Consider the following 17,050-nt stretch of genomic DNA (forward strand, 5'->3'; position numbering starts at 1 on the left):
AAAGATAAACTAGTTAATCTAAATCCTGATTTCTTCCATCAGCATAAATATCATTTCGATATTGTTCTTCGTCACCCTCTAAAATTTGAAGATAACTATTGTAACGCGACCAAGCAATTTTATCTTCTTCCAAGGCTTTCTTTACAGCACAATAGGGCTCGTCTTTGTGCAGACAATTGTTAAATTTGCATTGGTCCTCCAAAGCAAAAAATTCGGGAAAATAACCTTTAATTTCCGATTTTTCCATATCAACTATCCCAAATCCACGTATACCGGGTGTATCAATAATTTTAGCTCCAAAAGACAAGTCAAACATCTCAGCAAAGGTGGTCGTATGTTGTCCTTGTTGATGTAGGTCGGATATTTCTTTGGTTTTTAAATTCAAATTAGGTTCTAAAGCATTCACTAAAGTTGATTTTCCAACACCGGAATGACCTGAAAACATACACACTTTTCCTTCCATCATTTGCTTCAGCTCATCTAATCCTTTTTTTGCAGTGGCAGAAATACGTATACATTCGTATCCTATTTGTGTATAAACATATTGAAGATATAATTGTTCTTCCAAAGTAGCTTCATCGTACGTATCAATTTTGTTAAAAACCAAAACTGCTTTGATGTGGTACGCTTCCGCAGTTACCAAAAACCGATCAATAAAACTGGAGGTAGTAACCGGATTATTGATGGTTACCAATAAAAAAACTATATCAATATTGGATGCAATTATGTGAGATTGCTTAGAAAGATTTACAGATTTTCGAACGATATAATTCGTCCGCTCATGAATATTATGAATTAACCCTATGGTTTCATCAGACGTTTCATCTAATTCAAAATCTACCACATCGCCCACAGCAATTGGATTGGTACTTTTAATTCCTTTTATACGGAATTTACCTTTTATTCGACAATCATAAAACTGATTGTTCTCGGTTTTAATGGTGTACCAGCTCCCGGTAGATTTATAAACGATTCCTGTCATAGAACAAAGATACACGTTTTGTTAATCAAGAATTGATAATTTTTTCTTGATGATCAATACTTTCCTGATGTATGGCTTTAAAGAGTTGCACAATAAAATCTTCGCTCAGTCCTTTTTGACTTCCCTCTGCAATCATTTTATCCAAAATTTCTTGCCATCTTTTGTTTTGTAAAATAGCCACATTTTTCTCCTTTTTTAAAGTACCGATTTTATCTGCAATTTTCATCCTTCCTCCTAAAATCTCAAGAATTTTACTGTCAAATTCATCAATTTGAGTACGTAGTTTATTCATCCTCACAGTGTAATCATCGGCTTCATCGGTTACTTTTCGAACGCGTAAATCATGAAAAATTTGTTTCAAAACCGTTGGTGTTACTTGTTGAGCCGCATCGCTCCATGCATTATCCGGATCAATGTGAGTTTCAATGATTAAGCCATCGTAATTCAAATCCAACGCTTGTTGCGAAACTTCCTGAATCATGTCACGTCTTCCCGTAATATGTGAAGGATCACAAATCAATGGTAAATCGGGAAATCTATTTTGTAAATCAATGGCAATTTGCCACTCCGGATTATTACGGTATTTTGTTTTTTCATACGTAGAAAACCCACGGTGAATAACACCTAATTTTTTGATATTGGCATTGTATAATCGTTCTAAACCGCCAATCCACAATGATAAATCAGGATTTACGGGGTTTTTTAACAACACTATTTTATTCGTTCCTTCCAAGGCATCAGCAATTTCTTGGACGGCAAAAGGATTTACGGTAGTTCTGGCACCAATCCAAAGCACATCAATATCATGTTCTAACGCTAATTTTACATGAGTTGCATTAGCCACTTCAACCGCCATAAGTAGTCCGGTTTCTGCTTTTGCTTTTTGTAACCAATTTAATCCAATTTCACCTACTCCTTCAAATCCGCCCGGTCGTGTACGAGGTTTCCAAATTCCGGCACGAAAAATACTCACATCCGAATCTTTTAATTCGTGAGCAATTTTTATTACTTGTTCTTCGGTTTCTGCACTGCAAGGTCCTGCAATTACTAACGGATGATCTAATTGAAAATCTGTTAACCAGTTTTTTAAATTTTTATCGTTTTCCATATCGGTTGTCGGTTGTCTGTTATCGGTTGTCAGACAACTTTTTATTTTAAAATTTCTTTAATTCTGTTTGTGTTTTTCATTTCATTAAAAATGGCTTCATAATCATCGGATTCTAAAAAAGATTTAAAACAAGATAGATTAGCGATGTATTCTTCTAATGATTTGATAATTTGTTTTTTATTTTGTTTAAAAATTGGTGTCCACATTAAAGGTGAACTTTTGGCTAATCGGACGGTACTTTCAAATCCGCTTCCTGCCATATCAAAAATATCTTTTTCGTCTTTTTCTTTTTCGATAACGGTTTTCCCTAACATAAACGAACTAATATGGGACAAATGAGAAACATACGCAATATGTTTGTCGTGTGACTTGGGTTCCATATACCGAATTCGCATATTCAAACTTCGGAATAACTCTAAAGCTTTTTCTTGTTTTTTATAGGAAGTTTTTTCAATTTCACAGATAATATTTACTTTGTCTTCAAATAAATTTTCGATGGCTGCTTTTGGCCCTGAAAATTCGGTTCCAGCAATTGGATGTGTCGCTAAAAAGTTATTTCTTTTAGGATGACTTTCCACTGCTTTGCAAATTGGTTTTTTGGTAGAACCAACATCAAAAACGATTGTATTATCTGAAACTTTATCCAAAATTTTTGGTAATAGTACTATAGCCACATCAACCGGTACAGCCAAAATAACAAAATCGCCATCTAAATCATCTTCCAAATTTCCTTTTTGATGAATTAAACCTAATGATAATGCCTCGTTAAGATGACTCTCACTAGAATCAATGCCAATGATTTTAGTATTTTTATACAATCGTTGAATATCCAAGGCCATTGAACCACCTATTAATCCTAAACCAACAATATATACTTTCATATCAAAATCGTGTTAGAGCCTCTTTTATTTTTTTTTCTTCAATACACAGGGAAAACCGAATGTATCCTTCTCCATTACTGCCAAAAATTGTTCCCGGTGTAATGAAAATATTTTTTTTAATCAACATTTCATCAATAAATTCTTCGGATGAAATTTCCTTGTTTGGAAGTTTTGCCCAAATGAATAATCCTACGCCTTTTTCATCATACGAACAACCTAATTTTTCAACTAATTTAAAAAGTAAATCTCTTCGTTTGATATAAATTTTATTTAGACTCACAAACCAATTTTTATCCAAATTTAATGCTTCGATTGCACCCTTTTGAATGCCGTAAAACATACCGCTATCCATGTTGCTTTTCACTTTTAAAATAGCCTCTAAGAAAACTTTATTACCCAAAACCATCCCAACACGCCAACCGGACATATTGAATGATTTGCTGAGCGAATTGAGTTCTAACGCAATTTCTTTTGCTCCTTCAACCTGAAAAATCGACATCGGATTATCATTCAAAACAAAACTATACGGATTATCATTGACAATTAAAATCTGATGTTTTTTCCCAAAAGTAATTAGTTTTTCAAAAACTTCTTTGGTAGCCTTGGCTCCGGTTGGCATATGCGGATAACACACCCACATGATTTTGACTTTGGACAAATCTAATTTTTCCAAAGATTCAAAATCAGGAAGCCAATTATTCTCTTCTAATAAGTCATAAAAAATGGGGTTTGCTTGAACTAATTCCGTAACGGATGCATACGTTGGATAGCCAGGATTTGGAATTAAAACCTCATCGGATTTATTTAAAAATGCCATAGATATGTGCATAATTCCTTCCTTCGAACCCATCAAAGGCAAAATTTCGGAATCAAAATCCAGTGAAACATTAAATTGATTTTGATAAAATTTCGCCATCGCTTTTCGAAGTTCGGGTAAACCTTGATAACTTTGGTATTCATGGGCTTTTTTGTCATTCATTGAGTGTTGAATAGCATTGACAACGGAAAAATGCGGCAATAAATCCGGACTTCCAATTCCCATATTAATGATTGGTTTACCTTCGGAAAGCAGTTGATTTACTTCCCTTAGTTTTTTTGAAAAATAATATTCCTGAACACTGTTCAAACGTTCTGCTGTTGCTATCATGTTCGTGCATTTTTATATTCCCCTAATACTTTAAAATGTCTAGTCTTTTGTTGTAAAATAAATTTTGCTTCTTCATAAAATTCATATCTGTCAAAAACCACATCAACAAAAAATGAATATTGAAAAGGGGTTTCAATGATGGGTAACGATTGTATTTTAGTCATATTTAATTGACAATCGCTAATCTTCTTCAACACAATGGCCAAATTTCCGGGTTTATCTTCCAATTCAAATTTTAAAGATGCTTTGTTGATTTCTTTTCTCAAAATTTCTTTATTTTCCGATTTTATAATAACAAACCGAGTAGTGTTATTTTTTACGGTATGAATTCCATTAGCTAAAATTTCTAAATCATATAATTCTGCTGCTTTTTTACTTGCAATAGCGGCAACGCCAAGCAACTTTTGTTCTTGAATTCGTTTGGCTGTTTCTGCTGTATCGCTACTTTCAATTAATTTAATATGTGGATAATTGGAAAAGAAAACAGCACATTGCAATAAAGCCATTGGATGTGATTGTACTTCTTTTATATCTGCGATTGTTTGCCCTCTAAGAGCTAACAGATGATGATGAATATCCAAATAGTATTCGCCAATAATATGTAAATTGTTAGCATCGATTAATGCATAATTTGGAATAATTGAACCTGCTATTGAATTTTCAATAGCCATAATTCCTTTGCTTGACTTATTATTCATTACATTTTTCACAAGACTTTCAAACGAATGACATTCTTCCAAATCAAATGGTTCCGAAAAGTATTTTTCTACCACTTGATGGTGAAATGAACCTTTTATACCCTGAATTGCGATTTTTGTTATCATAAATACATAAAAAAATCCCGACTCTAAAGAACCGGGATTTATATTTGTTGTGAATTAAAAATTTACCTTACATAACACAATACCAATCCCGATTTTTTCCCAAAGAAAAAATAAAAGAAATTGGTAAAATAATAGGTGTTTTGTGTTATCATTTTTTTGATTTTGTTTTGCTAATATAGTAATTTAATTTTACGAAAATACTTTTCTTAAAAAAAATCAGTTAAATAAAAAACTATACTTTTGCTTAAAATCATATTAGTATGTCAATTACGGTTAAAAATATTTCAAAAATGTATGGTGCTCAAAAAGCTTTAGATAACATTTCTTTCTCTGTAAAAAAAGGGGAAATTGTCGGTTTTTTGGGTCCAAATGGTGCCGGAAAATCTACATTAATGAAAATTTTGACAACCTACATTACAGCTGATGAAGGAACTGCGTTGGTGAGTAATTTTGATGTGAGTGAAAACCGTCAAGAGGTGCAAAAAGTTGTTGGTTATTTGCCGGAACACAATCCACTTTATCTGGATTTATATATTAGGGAATATCTTAGTTTTAATGCCGATGTATATCATATTTCAAAAAACAGAGTTCAAGAAGTTATCGAGTTAACTGGATTAGCATCGGAAAGCCATAAAAAAATCGGACAATTATCTAAAGGATATCGTCAACGGGTTGGTTTAGCATGTGCTTTATTACATCATCCTGATGTTTTAATTCTAGATGAACCAACGACCGGATTAGACCCGAATCAATTGGTTGAAATAAGAGATTTGATAAAAAATATTGGAAAAGATAAAACTGTTTTTCTATCTACACACATCATGCAAGAGGTGGAAGCCATTTGTGACCGCGTCATCATTATTAACAAAGGAAAAATTGTTACCGATAAAAAATTAGAAAAATTAATGTCAGATGAACAAGAACAGGTGATTGAAGTGGAATTTGATAAAGCCGTTTCAGAAGAATTGCTTACTACTTTACCCAATTTTAAATCAGCCCAAAAAATAACAGATTTTGTTTGGGAAATAACGTTCATCTCTTCAGAAGATATGCGATCAAAACTATTTGATTTTGCCAATGAAAATGGCTTGAAAACCCTTCAAATTCATTTGAAAAGTAAAAATTTGGAAACTATTTTCAGAGAAAAAACGAAGAAATAAGTTAGTTGTAAATTACTCTTCCTTGGTAATGTTCAGTTAGATTTACATTAGGAGGTGTATTTTCTAATATTAAATTGCCGGTACTAAATAAATCTCCTTCCACACTTTGCATTGGTTTAATAATCATGTCATTTGAACCGCGATGAAAAACTTTCGCAACATCAATAGATAAATTTTGGGCCTCAAACCTTCCATTCCCATCATAAAAATTTAATAAAGCTTCTTGAGTATTTCCGGAAATAAAGAAACGAGAAACATTATTATTCGCAATTACTAATTGACCATTATCAACTTCAAAAATAAAATCACCGGTTCCGGCACCATCTGTTAAATCCATAGCATACAACCGAATAATTGGGTATGTCAATACACCATCAGACTTAATATCTTGTTCTGTCTTAGAATGAATATCTGTCAAATTTGGAGCTGTAACATAAACAATTGTTTGTCCGTAATCGCGAACCCAATTGCAAGTGGTTTTATCTTTTACAGTCAGCGTATTGTTTTCTACTTTTAGTTCAATATCATCAATTAAATTTTCACCCGTTTTAACTTCTACCTTATATTCGGGTCCTTGTTTGATGACTAATCCTATACCCGTGTAAACAAAAACAGTTTCAAAAGGAGTTACCTCAATTTCTCTTGTAATCATTTCCCCTGTTGATTTAATGCAATCTCCAGGTTTTTCACAATTGTAAAAAAAAATAGCAATTACGAAAATTAAAATTAACTTTTTCATAGTTTTAAAATCTTACACCCATCACAAACTCCATGGCTTCCGCTAAGAAAATATGAGTTTTAATGGATAATCCGGTGAATACTTTCTTAGTAATATAATATTTCATTCCTACCCTGTCGTAAACCGGTATATCTGACTTGTAAGGTTGATAGACATAGTATCCTACTTGTGCTTCAAGCGAAATTCTATTAATAAAAAGTTCATAACCAATAAAAACACCTGCTCTTTTATAATCTGTATCTGCCGTTACATTTTCTTCAGGATAAGCTATGGATTGAAACTTGATAAATTCTTTGTATGAATTGGTAAAAAACACTTCCGCTCCCAATTGAAAAGAACTTTTTCTGCTAATCCTCTTATCAACATAAAAAGCCGGATGAAAAAAGGGTTTTTGACCACTCCCTATAATCGGGTTTTCGCTAATTCCGGTTCTTAAAACTAAATTATATTTTAGTGGTTCTGTAAATTTAACCTTTGGTAGTGTATCTATTTTTCTTTCAAGTGGTTCTTGAAAATTATAAGTAATGCCAAGATTTACGCCATACGAATTCACTCCACTATTGGGAGCTTTAATTCTTCCATTAGAAAAGTGAGTGAATAACAATCCTGCTTTTAATTCAAATCGATCAACAAGCGGTGTGGTATAATTTAGTGCAAAGTTAGTATTTGCTACTATTTTGGAACCAAAAGCATAATTTTTACTATTGGTTTCTTTATCATGTGGGTCAGTTGTATAAGCTACCCCTTGGGCAATTTTAAACTGAACTTTTCGATTTAAAAAATAAAAATTATAGTGAGCTCCTACTCCATAAACTTTTCCTAAAATATCATTTTTAAAATCTTGAAAAATAAAATAACCCCCATAATCCGGATAATTAAATGCTCTTTCCCATTCTTGATGGCCGTATGTTTTTTTATATAAACTGACTAGAACTCCATCGGGATGACCTTGCAGAAAGTGCTGTAAATCATCCGTGTGAGGCAAAACATTTCCACGAAAATATTGAACATCTAAAGCAGTTGTCTCTGTTTTTTCTTGGGCAGATAGATAAAAAGAAAATAATAATAAAAAATAAAGTTTCCTCATTCTAAAAGTTATTCCGGCAAATATAAAAGAATATAATTAGTACGGAAACTTTATAAAAAAATTGATATTAAAATATTTCCTTTGCAATTGCTTTGATATTTTCTGCTCTACCCATTGAATAATAATGCAAAACAGGTATTCCTCTAGCGATTAGTTCTTTACTTTGAGCGGTGCACCATTCAATACCAATCTGTTTAACGGCATCATTATCATTAGCTTTTACGACTTCCATAATCAAATCATCCGGCAAATCCACTTTGAATCGATGCGGAATTAAATTCAATTGCTTTTTTGTCGTAATTGGTTTTAGCCCGGGAATAATAGGCACATCAATACCAGCTTTACGACATTTGTCAACAAAATCAAAAAACTTTTGATTGTCAAAAAACATTTGAGTAATAATATAGTCTGCACCATTTTTGATTTTTTGTTTTAAAAAATAAATATCGCTGTCCATACTAGGTGCTTCCATGTGTTTTTCAGGATAACCGGCCACGCCAATGCAAAAATTGGTACATGACGAATTTTGCAAATCTTCATCCAAATAAATTCCTTTATTTAGGTTATGAATTTGCGTCACCAATTCCGAAGCATACTCATTTCCCTCTTTTTCGGGTTTGAAATAAATTTCGTTTTTCAAGGCATCTCCTCGAAGAGCCACCACATTATCAATACCCAAAAAATCTAAATCAATTAATAAATTTTCGGTATCTTCTTTCGTAAAACCGCCACACAAAATGTGCGGAATAGCATCAACCTCATATTTATTTTGAATTCCGGCACAAATACCAACCGTTCCGGGACGTTTTTTTACAATTTTCTTTTGCAATAATCCGCTGGGTAATTCTTTGAATTCGTATTCTTCCCGATGATAGGTTACATCAATAAAAGGCGGGTTGAACTCCATCAATGGATCAATCGAATCAAAAATAGATTGAATATTTTGACCTTTTAAAGGCGGTAAAATCTCAAATGAGAATAAAGGTTTGCCGTTGGCGTTTTCGATATGTTGGGTTACTTTCATGTTTTAAGTTTCAGGTTTCAGGTTTCAGGTTTCAGGTTGGCTGAGCAACTTGAAACTTTAAACCTGAAACAAATTATTTAATCTGCTATATTCGGCGAAAGCCATTTTATCGTCATTTCTACACTACTATTTCTTCGTTTGGCATAATCTTCTACTTGGTCTTTTTTAATTTTTCCTAATCCGAAATATTTGCTTTCCGGATGGGCAAAATAGTATCCCGAAACCGATGCTGCGGGCCACATGGCCATACTTTCGGTTAATGTTACACCTATTTTTTCTTCTACATTTAATAGTTTCCAAATGGTAGGTTTTTCTAAATGATCCGGACAGGCGGGATATCCCGGAGCCGGACGAATTCCGGCATAATTTTCTTTAATTAAATCCTCATTGGATAATTTTTCATCGGAAGCATAACCCCAAATTTCTTTTCGCACTTTTAGGTGTAAATATTCGGCAAAAGCTTCTGCTAATCGGTCGCCCAATGCTTTTACTAAAATGGAGTTATAATCGTCTAATTGTTTTTCAAATTCGGATGCTTTTTCATCTACACCAAAGCCGGTTGTGACACAAAAACAGCCAATATAATCCTGAATTCCGCTTTCTTTTGGGGCAATGAAATCGGCAAGAGCGAGATTTGGAGCACCGGCGGTTTTTTGGGATTGTTGTCTTAGGGTCAAAAAAATTATCGGTTGTCGGTTGTTGGTTGTCGGGAAAACAGAGATGTCATCATCATTTATTGAATTTGCAGGGAAAATTCCCAAAATTCCTTTGGCAGTGAACCACTTTTCATAGACAATTTGTTTCAACATTTTTTGAGCATCTGCAAATAAATGGGTAGCTTGTTCACCCACTACTTCATCAATTAATATGGCAGGATATTTCCCATACAATTCCCACGATTGGAAAAAAGGTGTCCAGTCAATGAAATCAACTAATTCAGATAACTCAACTTCGACAACTTTTGTTCCAATGAAATTTGGTTTAACGGGCTGATAATTTTTCCAATCCAACAACAATTTATTTTTTCTAGCTTCTACAATGGATAAAAAATTCTTCTCTCTACTCCTATTTAAATAACCCTCACGAAGTTGGTCATATTCTTCTCGAACTGTTTTAGCGTAAGTTGTTTTTGTTTCCGGTTGCAATAAATTTGTGGCAACTGTCACCGCTCGGGAAGCATCATTCACATGCACAACCGTTTCTTTGTATTCGGGTGCAATTTTTACAGCCGTATGAGCACGAGATGTCGTTGCACCACCAATCATAATTGGGATTTTGATGTTCAACTTGTCCATTTCTTTGGCTAAATAAACCATTTCATCCAACGAAGGTGTGATTAATCCGCTTAGACCAATGATATCTACGCTTTCACGAATTGCAGTTTCGATTATTTTTTCCGGCGGAACCATTACGCCTAAATCGATGATTTCAAAATTGTTGCAAGCTAAAACTACCGCGACAATATTTTTACCAATGTCGTGTACGTCTCCTTTCACGGTTGCCATCAACACTTTTCCGGCAGACGACGAAGCGGTTGAGTCTTTTTCGGCTTCGATGAAAGGAAGTAAATAGGCAACCGCTTTTTTCATCACTCGGGCAGATTTTACGACTTGTGGTAAAAACATTTTTCCACTACCAAACAAATCGCCTACGACATTCATTCCAGCCATTAAATTGATTTCGATAACTTCAATAGCTTTTGTGGAATTTAGTCTAGCTTCTTCCACATCTATTTCGATGAATTCATCAATCCCTTTAACTAAGGAATGGGTTAATCGTTCTTGCACGGAACCATTTCGCCATTCTTGTATCGCTTTTTCATTGACTTTAAAATCACCTTTGTAACTCTCGGCTAATTCCAAAAGTCGTTCAGTAGCATCTTCTCTTCGATTTAATAAAACATCTTCTACATGTTCTAATAAAATCTTGTCGATTTCATCATAAATTTCAAGCATTTCCGGATTCACAATTCCCATCGTCATTCCGTTTTGAATGGCGTGATAAAGAAAAGCAGAATGCATGGCTTCACGTACTTTATCATTACCACGGAAAGAAAAAGAAACGTTGCTCACTCCACCGGAAACATGAGCATAAGGCAGATTTTCACGAATCCATTTGGTGGCTTTGAAAAAATCCAATGCGTTTAATTTATGTTCTTCCATTCCGGTGGCTACCGGAAAAATATTGGGATCAAAAATGATGTCTTCTGCCGGAAAACCAACTTTATCTACTAAAATATCATAGCTTCTCTTGCAAATCTCGATTCTTCTCTCGTAGGTATCCGCTTGACCGTTTTCATCAAAAGCCATGACGATTACAGCTGCACCGTAACGTTTAATTAATTTGGCGTGATGAATAAATGTTTCTTCTCCCTCTTTTAACGAAATGGAATTGACGACTCCTTTTCCTTGAATGACTTTTAATCCGGCTTCGATGATTTCCCATTTGGAACTGTCAATCATCACCGGAACTCGAGCAATATCAGGTTCGGCAGCGATTAGATTGAGAAATTTGGTCATGGCTTGAACACCATCCAACATTCCTTCATCCATATTGACATCGATGATTTGAGCTCCCCCTTCCACTTGAGCACGAGCGATATCAAGAGCTTCTTCGTACTTTTCTTCTTTAATTAAACGAAGGAATTTACGAGAGCCGGTCACATTAGTTCGTTCGCCAATGTTAACAAAATTTGTTTCTGGAGTTATAATTAGCGGTTCTAGACCGGATAATTTCAACTGTTTTTTACAATCAACTTCAGGCATTATATCTTTTCTAAAATTTGTCTAGGTTTAAATTCTTTGGCAACTTCGGCAATTAATTTGATGTGATCCGGAGTAGTGCCACAACAACCACCAATGATGTTGACTAAATTATCTTGCAAATACTCACGAATTAACGCTTGCATTTCCTCTGGAGTTTGGTCGTATTGCCCGAAAGCGTTTGGTAATCCGGCATTAGGATGAGCAGAAATATTGAGTTGTGTATTAATCGCCAAACGTTTCAAGTAAGGTTTCAATTGGTCTGCACCTAATGCACAATTGAATCCGATGCTTAACAATGGAATGTGTGCAATGGAAATTAAAAAAGCTTCTACGGTTTGACCGGAAAGTGTTCGTCCAGATGCATCTGTAATGGTGCCTGAAACCATAACCGGAATATCGATGTTTCGTTCTTCTTTGACTTCTTCAATAGCAAAAAGTGCTGCTTTGGCGTTGAGGGTGTCGAAAATAGTTTCGACCAACAACATATCACAACCTCCTTCTATCAAGGCCTCGACTTGTTGTTTGTAAGCAATGCGTAAATCGTCGAACGTTACGGCACGAAATCCGGGGTCATTCACATCGGGACTCATAGAAGCGGTTCGATTGGTTGGACCGATAGAACCGGCAACGAATCGTGGTTTACCGGTGAATTCGCCCGCAACTTCGCGGGCGATTTTGGCGGATTGGTAATTGAGTTCGTAGACCAACTCCTCCAGATGATAATCGGCCATTCCAATGGTGGTTCCAGAAAACGTGTTGGTTTCTACTATGTCGGCACCAGCTTGAAAATAGGCCCGATGAACGGCTTTAACCGCATCAGGTTGGGTTATAGAAAGTAGGTCATTATTGCCTTTAAGTGGATGTGGAAAATCTTTGAAACGTTCGCCACGAAAATCTTCTTCAGAAAAGTTGTTGCGTTGCAACATTGTTCCCATCGCTCCGTCGAGGACAAGGATTCTTTCTTGTATGGCTTTTTCTATTTTTGACATTTTATTTTATTTAACCGCAAAGTTCGCAAAGGGTTTTCGCAAAGTTCGCTAAGACTTGTTTGTTGCACTAATGTCTAGCCCCGATTGTAGCGGAAATTTTTTGTGGCAGACGGCTATTTTTTGTTGCTTTAAAAAAGCGACCAACGGAAGCTCTTTTTGAAGTGTAGAAAAAAAGCCGGAAGACGCAAAAAATTGCAGCGGAAAGCGGGATTAGCTACTAAATCAATAAATTATCAGGAAAATGGAGGAAATAAATGGGTTATCTGTTCTCGTTTTTTGAACGAGATAGAATGTAGCACCTTCTACAGTTGCAGGGTTGCTAAGCTTTCATAGGGTCTAGTCCCTCCAGCTTTCGAGATAACAATCAGTATGTATATGAACGGGGCAAATATAGAAAAGTATTTGTTATTTAGAAAAAATATCTAAAAAATAATTTTTAAAAGTCATTTTTTAGAAAATACATCTGCTAAATATAAAAATTATAAAAAATATATCTTCTAAAAAAGTGAATAGTAGCAAAAAAAAATCCGGAACAATGTCCGGATTCTTTTGTAAATGAATTTATTAATTAATTCTTAACAATCTTGGTAGTTCCTTTTCCTAAATCTGTTTCAACTGAGACAAAATACATTCCTGAAGTTAATTCAGAAACATTTAATTCTGTTTGAGATATTCCACTTAAGTTGAAAAATTTTACAATTCTTCCGTTTAAATCTGTTACTGAAACAGTATTAATTAATGTTGTAGAAGATGACAGGTTAATCATTCCATTTGTTGGGTTAGGATAGATTTTTAGGTTACTAGCAAAAAAGTCATTAGTTGATGCGGTTAATGTGGCCGTTAAAGTAATATTATCTAGAAACATTACATACTGATCATTTCCATCATTTTGAAAAGCAAATCTAATTGAAGTTCCTGCAAGGTTGTCATTAAGTACTTGAGTACGAAAGTTCCCTGTATTTAACTCATTATTAACATCAATTAAAAGATTTGTGAAATTAGCCACCTGAGATCCACCTGTTGGCGACAGGTGAACTCTGTAGTCCTCAAGAAAAGTTGCATTCCCTAAACTTGTAGCAGCCCAATTTAAACTAATGTTTGTAGCTCCTGCCGGTATAGTAATCAAAGGAGACACAAGCCAATCGTTTGCAATTCCAACAGGGTTATACCAAGAATTACTAGCAATAATGTTTCCATCCATTCCTGTGGCTGCCGTAGGATATGCCTCAAAAAGCGGATTAGCTCCCTGAATTTGTTCAAAAGAAAGTACTGTCCAGGCATCTTGCACTAAAAAAGATAATGCTTCCCCATCAGTTCCACCCGGACCAACAGGAGTTCTATTATCAAGATTATATAAAGTCCATTCACCAATACCTGGTCCATTTCCGTCCCAATCCTCAACAAAAATTGTTGTCTGTGCATTTATCAAAAAAGCTGTCAACAATAAAACTATAGGTAAAATTCTTCTCATGCTTATTTAATTTAAAGAGTTAAAAAATAGGTAAATTATTACTACAAATATAGTTTTTTTTTAATAGTAATATAAAAAATAAAATCCGGAACTAAGTCCGGATTAAATTATATTAAAAGAAACTATTTAATTCTTGATAATTTTGGTAGTCCCTTTTCCTAAATCTGTTTCAACAGAGAGAAAATATAACCCTGATTGTAAGCTTGAAACATTCAATTCAGTTTGTGAAATACCATTTAATTTAAATGACTTAACAACTCTTCCGTTTAAGTCTGTAACCTCAACTGTGTTAATTAATGTTGTAGTCGAAGAAAGGTTGATGATATCATTAGTTGGATTAGGATAAATTTTTAGGTTACTAGCAAAGAAATCTTGAGCACTCAAACTGGTTGTCATATTTACATTAAAAACCATAAAAATACCCCCTGGTCCAGGCGTATTACAATGTAAACCTATATGGTAATTTCCTGAAGAAGAAGGTGTAAATGTATAAGTTGATGCATATGCCTCAGGAAGAAGACTAGACACCCCAGCACCTACCTGAACAATTCCTGTTGCTGAACCAATTTCTTGATTAAACGTTGCAGTTGGTGATTTACTATCGAGCATCACAACTCTTAAACTCTCATTAGCAGTCCCAGGATTGTTAAAAGCATTATAAACAACTTCTACATCATATGTTATGCCTGCCGTTAATGAAATTCCATTTGAAATTAACCAATCATCTTTAGCTACATTTGTTGCAGCTGTTGGAAATATCAATGCTATAGGATCGTTAACAGAATCACCGTCTACATCATTACCATTATTAAAGGACCATGATAAACCATTTACATTAGCATCAAAAGGTCTCCAACAAGTAAATTGATTAGTCCATGCCTCATTGAAAGGCACATCTGAGTCACAAGGCGAATCAACTGTTGAAATCTCAAATGAAAGATTCTGAGCATCAGCACCCCAACGATTATCAAACTGAATGTAATAAGTCACGTTAGCTTCTGCTAAAAAAGACAAATCAGTAAGATAGTTTGTGTCACTTACATCATCGGAGGCATTCACGCACACTAATGCAGCACATGAACCATCAAAAACTGAAATTCTAGAATCTCCAGTTGTAGGATTAGCCGCAATATTAGTATTTACCCTAACTACAGTCTCCGTTGAAGAATTAAATGAATACCATAATCCTGAAGTCACACTTGCTGTAGTAAAACAACCAGCTTGGTAGGTTCCATTAATTGTGCCATAGGAGTATGTCCCGATTGTCACAGGAATTGCAGTATCACAAGTCCCTTGGGCAAAAACAATAGCTTGTGCCATTGTAAAAACAAAAAGTAAAAGTTTTTTCATAAATCAAAAGTTTTATATTTTAATTCATAAAAGTAAAACTTTTTTTTGAAAATCAAACTTTTAAAAAAAAAATTAACTTTAAAAAAAATATAATTTTTATTTTAATAAAATCCTCTATACATTTGCAGAGATTTTACTAGAGGAAAAATTTGTACTGATTGCAACCTCATAAAAAAATGCTAAAGCAGAAGTCTTCTTTGGTTTTTTTGCAACTTACTTTTCCTTTGTTTTTATTATTAATCTTTGAAGAAATTCAACAAAATTAAATTTTTATTATGGCTTATTTATTTACGTCAGAATCTGTCAGTGAAGGACATCCTGATAAAGTTGCAGATCAAATTTCAGATGCATTAATAGACAACTTTTTAGCATTTGACAGTCATTCAAAAGTAGCTTGTGAGACTTTGGTTACAACCGGTCAAGTAATTTTGGCGGGTGAAGTAAAATCAAATACTTATTTAGATGTTCAAACCATAGCTAGAGATGTAATCAGAAAAATTGGATACACCAAAAGCGAATATATGTTTGAAGCAAATTCTTGTGGTGTTCTATCAGCTATTCATGAACAATCTGCCGATATAAATCAAGGTGTTGAGAGAGCCAGTAAAGAAGAGCAAGGTGCAGGGGACCAAGGGATGATGTTTGGTTATGCTACCAACGAAACCGAAGAATACATGCCATTGGCATTAAAATTGTCTCATCAATTATTGCAAGAATTAGCAATTTTAAGAAGGGAAAATGATGAAATTACTTACTTACGACCTGATGCAAAATCACAAGTAACATTAGAATATTCAGATGATAATAAACCAATTAGAATAGATGCCATTGTGATTTCAACTCAACACGATGAATTTGCTGATGAGCCAACCATGTTAGCTAAGATTAAAAATGATATCATTAGCATCTTAATTCCAAGAGTCATTTCTAAAAACCCTCAATACGCCCATTTGTTTAATGACAAAATTAAATACCATATTAATCCAACCGGAAAGTTTGTTATTGGTGGTCCTCATGGAGATACGGGATTAACAGGCCGAAAAATTATTGTGGACACCTACGGTGGTAAAGGAGCTCATGGAGGTGGAGCTTTTTCGGGTAAAGACCCTTCTAAAGTAGATAGAAGTGCTGCCTACGCTACGCGTCATATCGCTAAAAATTTAGTTGCGGCCGGTGTTGCAGATGAAATTTTAGTACAAGTTTCGTATGCGATTGGTGTTGCAGAGCCAACTTCTATTAATGTGAACACTTATGGTACGGCAAAAGTAAACATGACAGACGGTGAAATTAGTAAAATTGTAGAAAGTATCTTTGATATGCGACCCTATTTTATTGAAGAACGTTTGAAATTGAGAAACCCAATTTACAGCGAAACAGCAGCTTATGGTCATATGGGTAGAACTCCAGCAATTGTTACGAAAACATTTAACGCCCCCGGCGGTTTGTCCAAAACCATTGAAGTAGAATTATTTACTTGGGAAAAATTAGATTTTATTGAGCCTGTTAGAAAAGCATTTGGACTA

General features: G+C 34.4%; 14 protein-coding genes and 1 riboswitch. Of the genes, 2 read left to right on the top strand and 12 right to left on the bottom strand.

Annotated features, from left to right (window positions below):
* Positions 1–13: 13 nt before the first annotated feature.
* Genes rsgA through R2782_RS08685 form a run of 5 tightly spaced genes read right to left on the bottom strand, consistent with a single transcriptional unit; the run spans position 14 to position 4,942 of the window.
* Entirely contained in the window at positions 14–982 is a 969-nt protein-coding gene (gene rsgA, locus R2782_RS08665; RefSeq protein WP_371267834.1) for a ribosome small subunit-dependent GTPase A, read from the bottom strand.
* Positions 983–1,007: 25 nt separating this feature from the next.
* On the bottom strand, positions 1,008–2,090 hold the full coding sequence (locus tag R2782_RS08670; protein WP_371267835.1) for a chorismate mutase: 1,083 nt from the start codon (positions 2,088–2,090) through the stop codon (positions 1,008–1,010).
* Between the two features lie 41 nt (positions 2,091–2,131).
* Positions 2,132–2,971, bottom strand: coding sequence for a prephenate dehydrogenase (locus R2782_RS08675; protein ID WP_371267836.1), 840 nt, complete (start codon positions 2,969–2,971; stop codon positions 2,132–2,134).
* Position 2,972: 1 nt separating this feature from the next.
* Positions 2,973–4,118: a pyridoxal phosphate-dependent aminotransferase gene (locus R2782_RS08680; RefSeq protein ID WP_371267837.1), complete on the bottom strand. Its 1,146-nt coding sequence runs from the start codon at positions 4,116–4,118 to the stop codon at positions 2,973–2,975.
* Entirely contained in the window at positions 4,115–4,942 is an 828-nt protein-coding gene (locus R2782_RS08685) for a prephenate dehydratase (protein ID WP_371267838.1), read from the bottom strand. The genes R2782_RS08680 and R2782_RS08685 overlap by 4 nt, the downstream gene beginning before the upstream one ends.
* A 260-nt stretch (positions 4,943–5,202) precedes the next feature.
* On the opposite strand from R2782_RS08685, the gene gldA reads away from it, so the two are divergent.
* A complete protein-coding gene (gene gldA / locus R2782_RS08690; RefSeq protein ID WP_371267839.1) occupies positions 5,203–6,102 on the top strand; it encodes a gliding motility-associated ABC transporter ATP-binding subunit GldA in 900 nt (299 codons plus the stop codon).
* Between the two features lies 1 nt (position 6,103).
* Here gldA and R2782_RS08695 read toward each other — a convergent pair whose 3' ends face one another.
* The 7 genes from R2782_RS08695 to R2782_RS08725 form a co-directional block, all read right to left on the bottom strand.
* Complete coding sequence (locus tag R2782_RS08695) at positions 6,104–6,841, bottom strand: head GIN domain-containing protein (protein WP_371267840.1); 738 nt, start codon at positions 6,839–6,841, stop codon at positions 6,104–6,106.
* A 4-nt stretch (positions 6,842–6,845) separates the two neighbouring features.
* Positions 6,846–7,928: an acyloxyacyl hydrolase gene (locus tag R2782_RS08700; RefSeq protein ID WP_371267841.1), complete on the bottom strand. Its 1,083-nt coding sequence runs from the start codon at positions 7,926–7,928 to the stop codon at positions 6,846–6,848.
* Positions 7,929–7,995: 67 nt separating this feature from the next.
* Positions 7,996–8,952: a methylenetetrahydrofolate reductase [NAD(P)H] gene (gene metF, locus R2782_RS08705; protein WP_371267842.1), complete on the bottom strand. Its 957-nt coding sequence runs from the start codon at positions 8,950–8,952 to the stop codon at positions 7,996–7,998.
* A gap of 77 nt (positions 8,953–9,029) precedes the next feature.
* Positions 9,030–11,717 (bottom strand): methionine synthase, encoded by a 2,688-nt coding sequence (gene metH, locus R2782_RS08710; RefSeq protein WP_371267843.1) that lies wholly within the window; start codon positions 11,715–11,717, stop codon positions 9,030–9,032.
* Positions 11,717–12,706 (bottom strand): homocysteine S-methyltransferase family protein, encoded by a 990-nt coding sequence (locus R2782_RS08715; RefSeq protein WP_371267844.1) that lies wholly within the window; start codon positions 12,704–12,706, stop codon positions 11,717–11,719. The genes metH and R2782_RS08715 overlap by 1 nt, the downstream gene beginning before the upstream one ends.
* A gap of 256 nt (positions 12,707–12,962) precedes the next feature.
* A riboswitch (SAM riboswitch) is annotated at positions 12,963–13,070 on the bottom strand.
* A 204-nt stretch (positions 13,071–13,274) separates the two neighbouring features.
* The gene (locus tag R2782_RS08720; protein WP_371267845.1) at positions 13,275–14,177 is read right to left on the bottom strand and encodes a T9SS type A sorting domain-containing protein; all 903 of its coding nucleotides are present in this window, start codon (positions 14,175–14,177) and stop codon (positions 13,275–13,277) included.
* A 126-nt stretch (positions 14,178–14,303) separates the two neighbouring features.
* The gene (locus R2782_RS08725) at positions 14,304–15,527 is read right to left on the bottom strand and encodes a T9SS type A sorting domain-containing protein (protein WP_371267846.1); all 1,224 of its coding nucleotides are present in this window, start codon (positions 15,525–15,527) and stop codon (positions 14,304–14,306) included.
* Between the two features lie 275 nt (positions 15,528–15,802).
* Between R2782_RS08725 and metK the strand changes: the two genes are divergently transcribed.
* Positions 15,803–17,050 (top strand): methionine adenosyltransferase (gene metK / locus R2782_RS08730; RefSeq protein WP_371267847.1); only part of this gene is annotated, 1,248 nt, incomplete at its 3' end.

The sequence above is a fragment of the Flavobacterium sp. genome, assembly GCF_041392085.1.
GTDB lineage: Bacteria > Bacteroidota > Bacteroidia > Flavobacteriales > Flavobacteriaceae > Flavobacterium.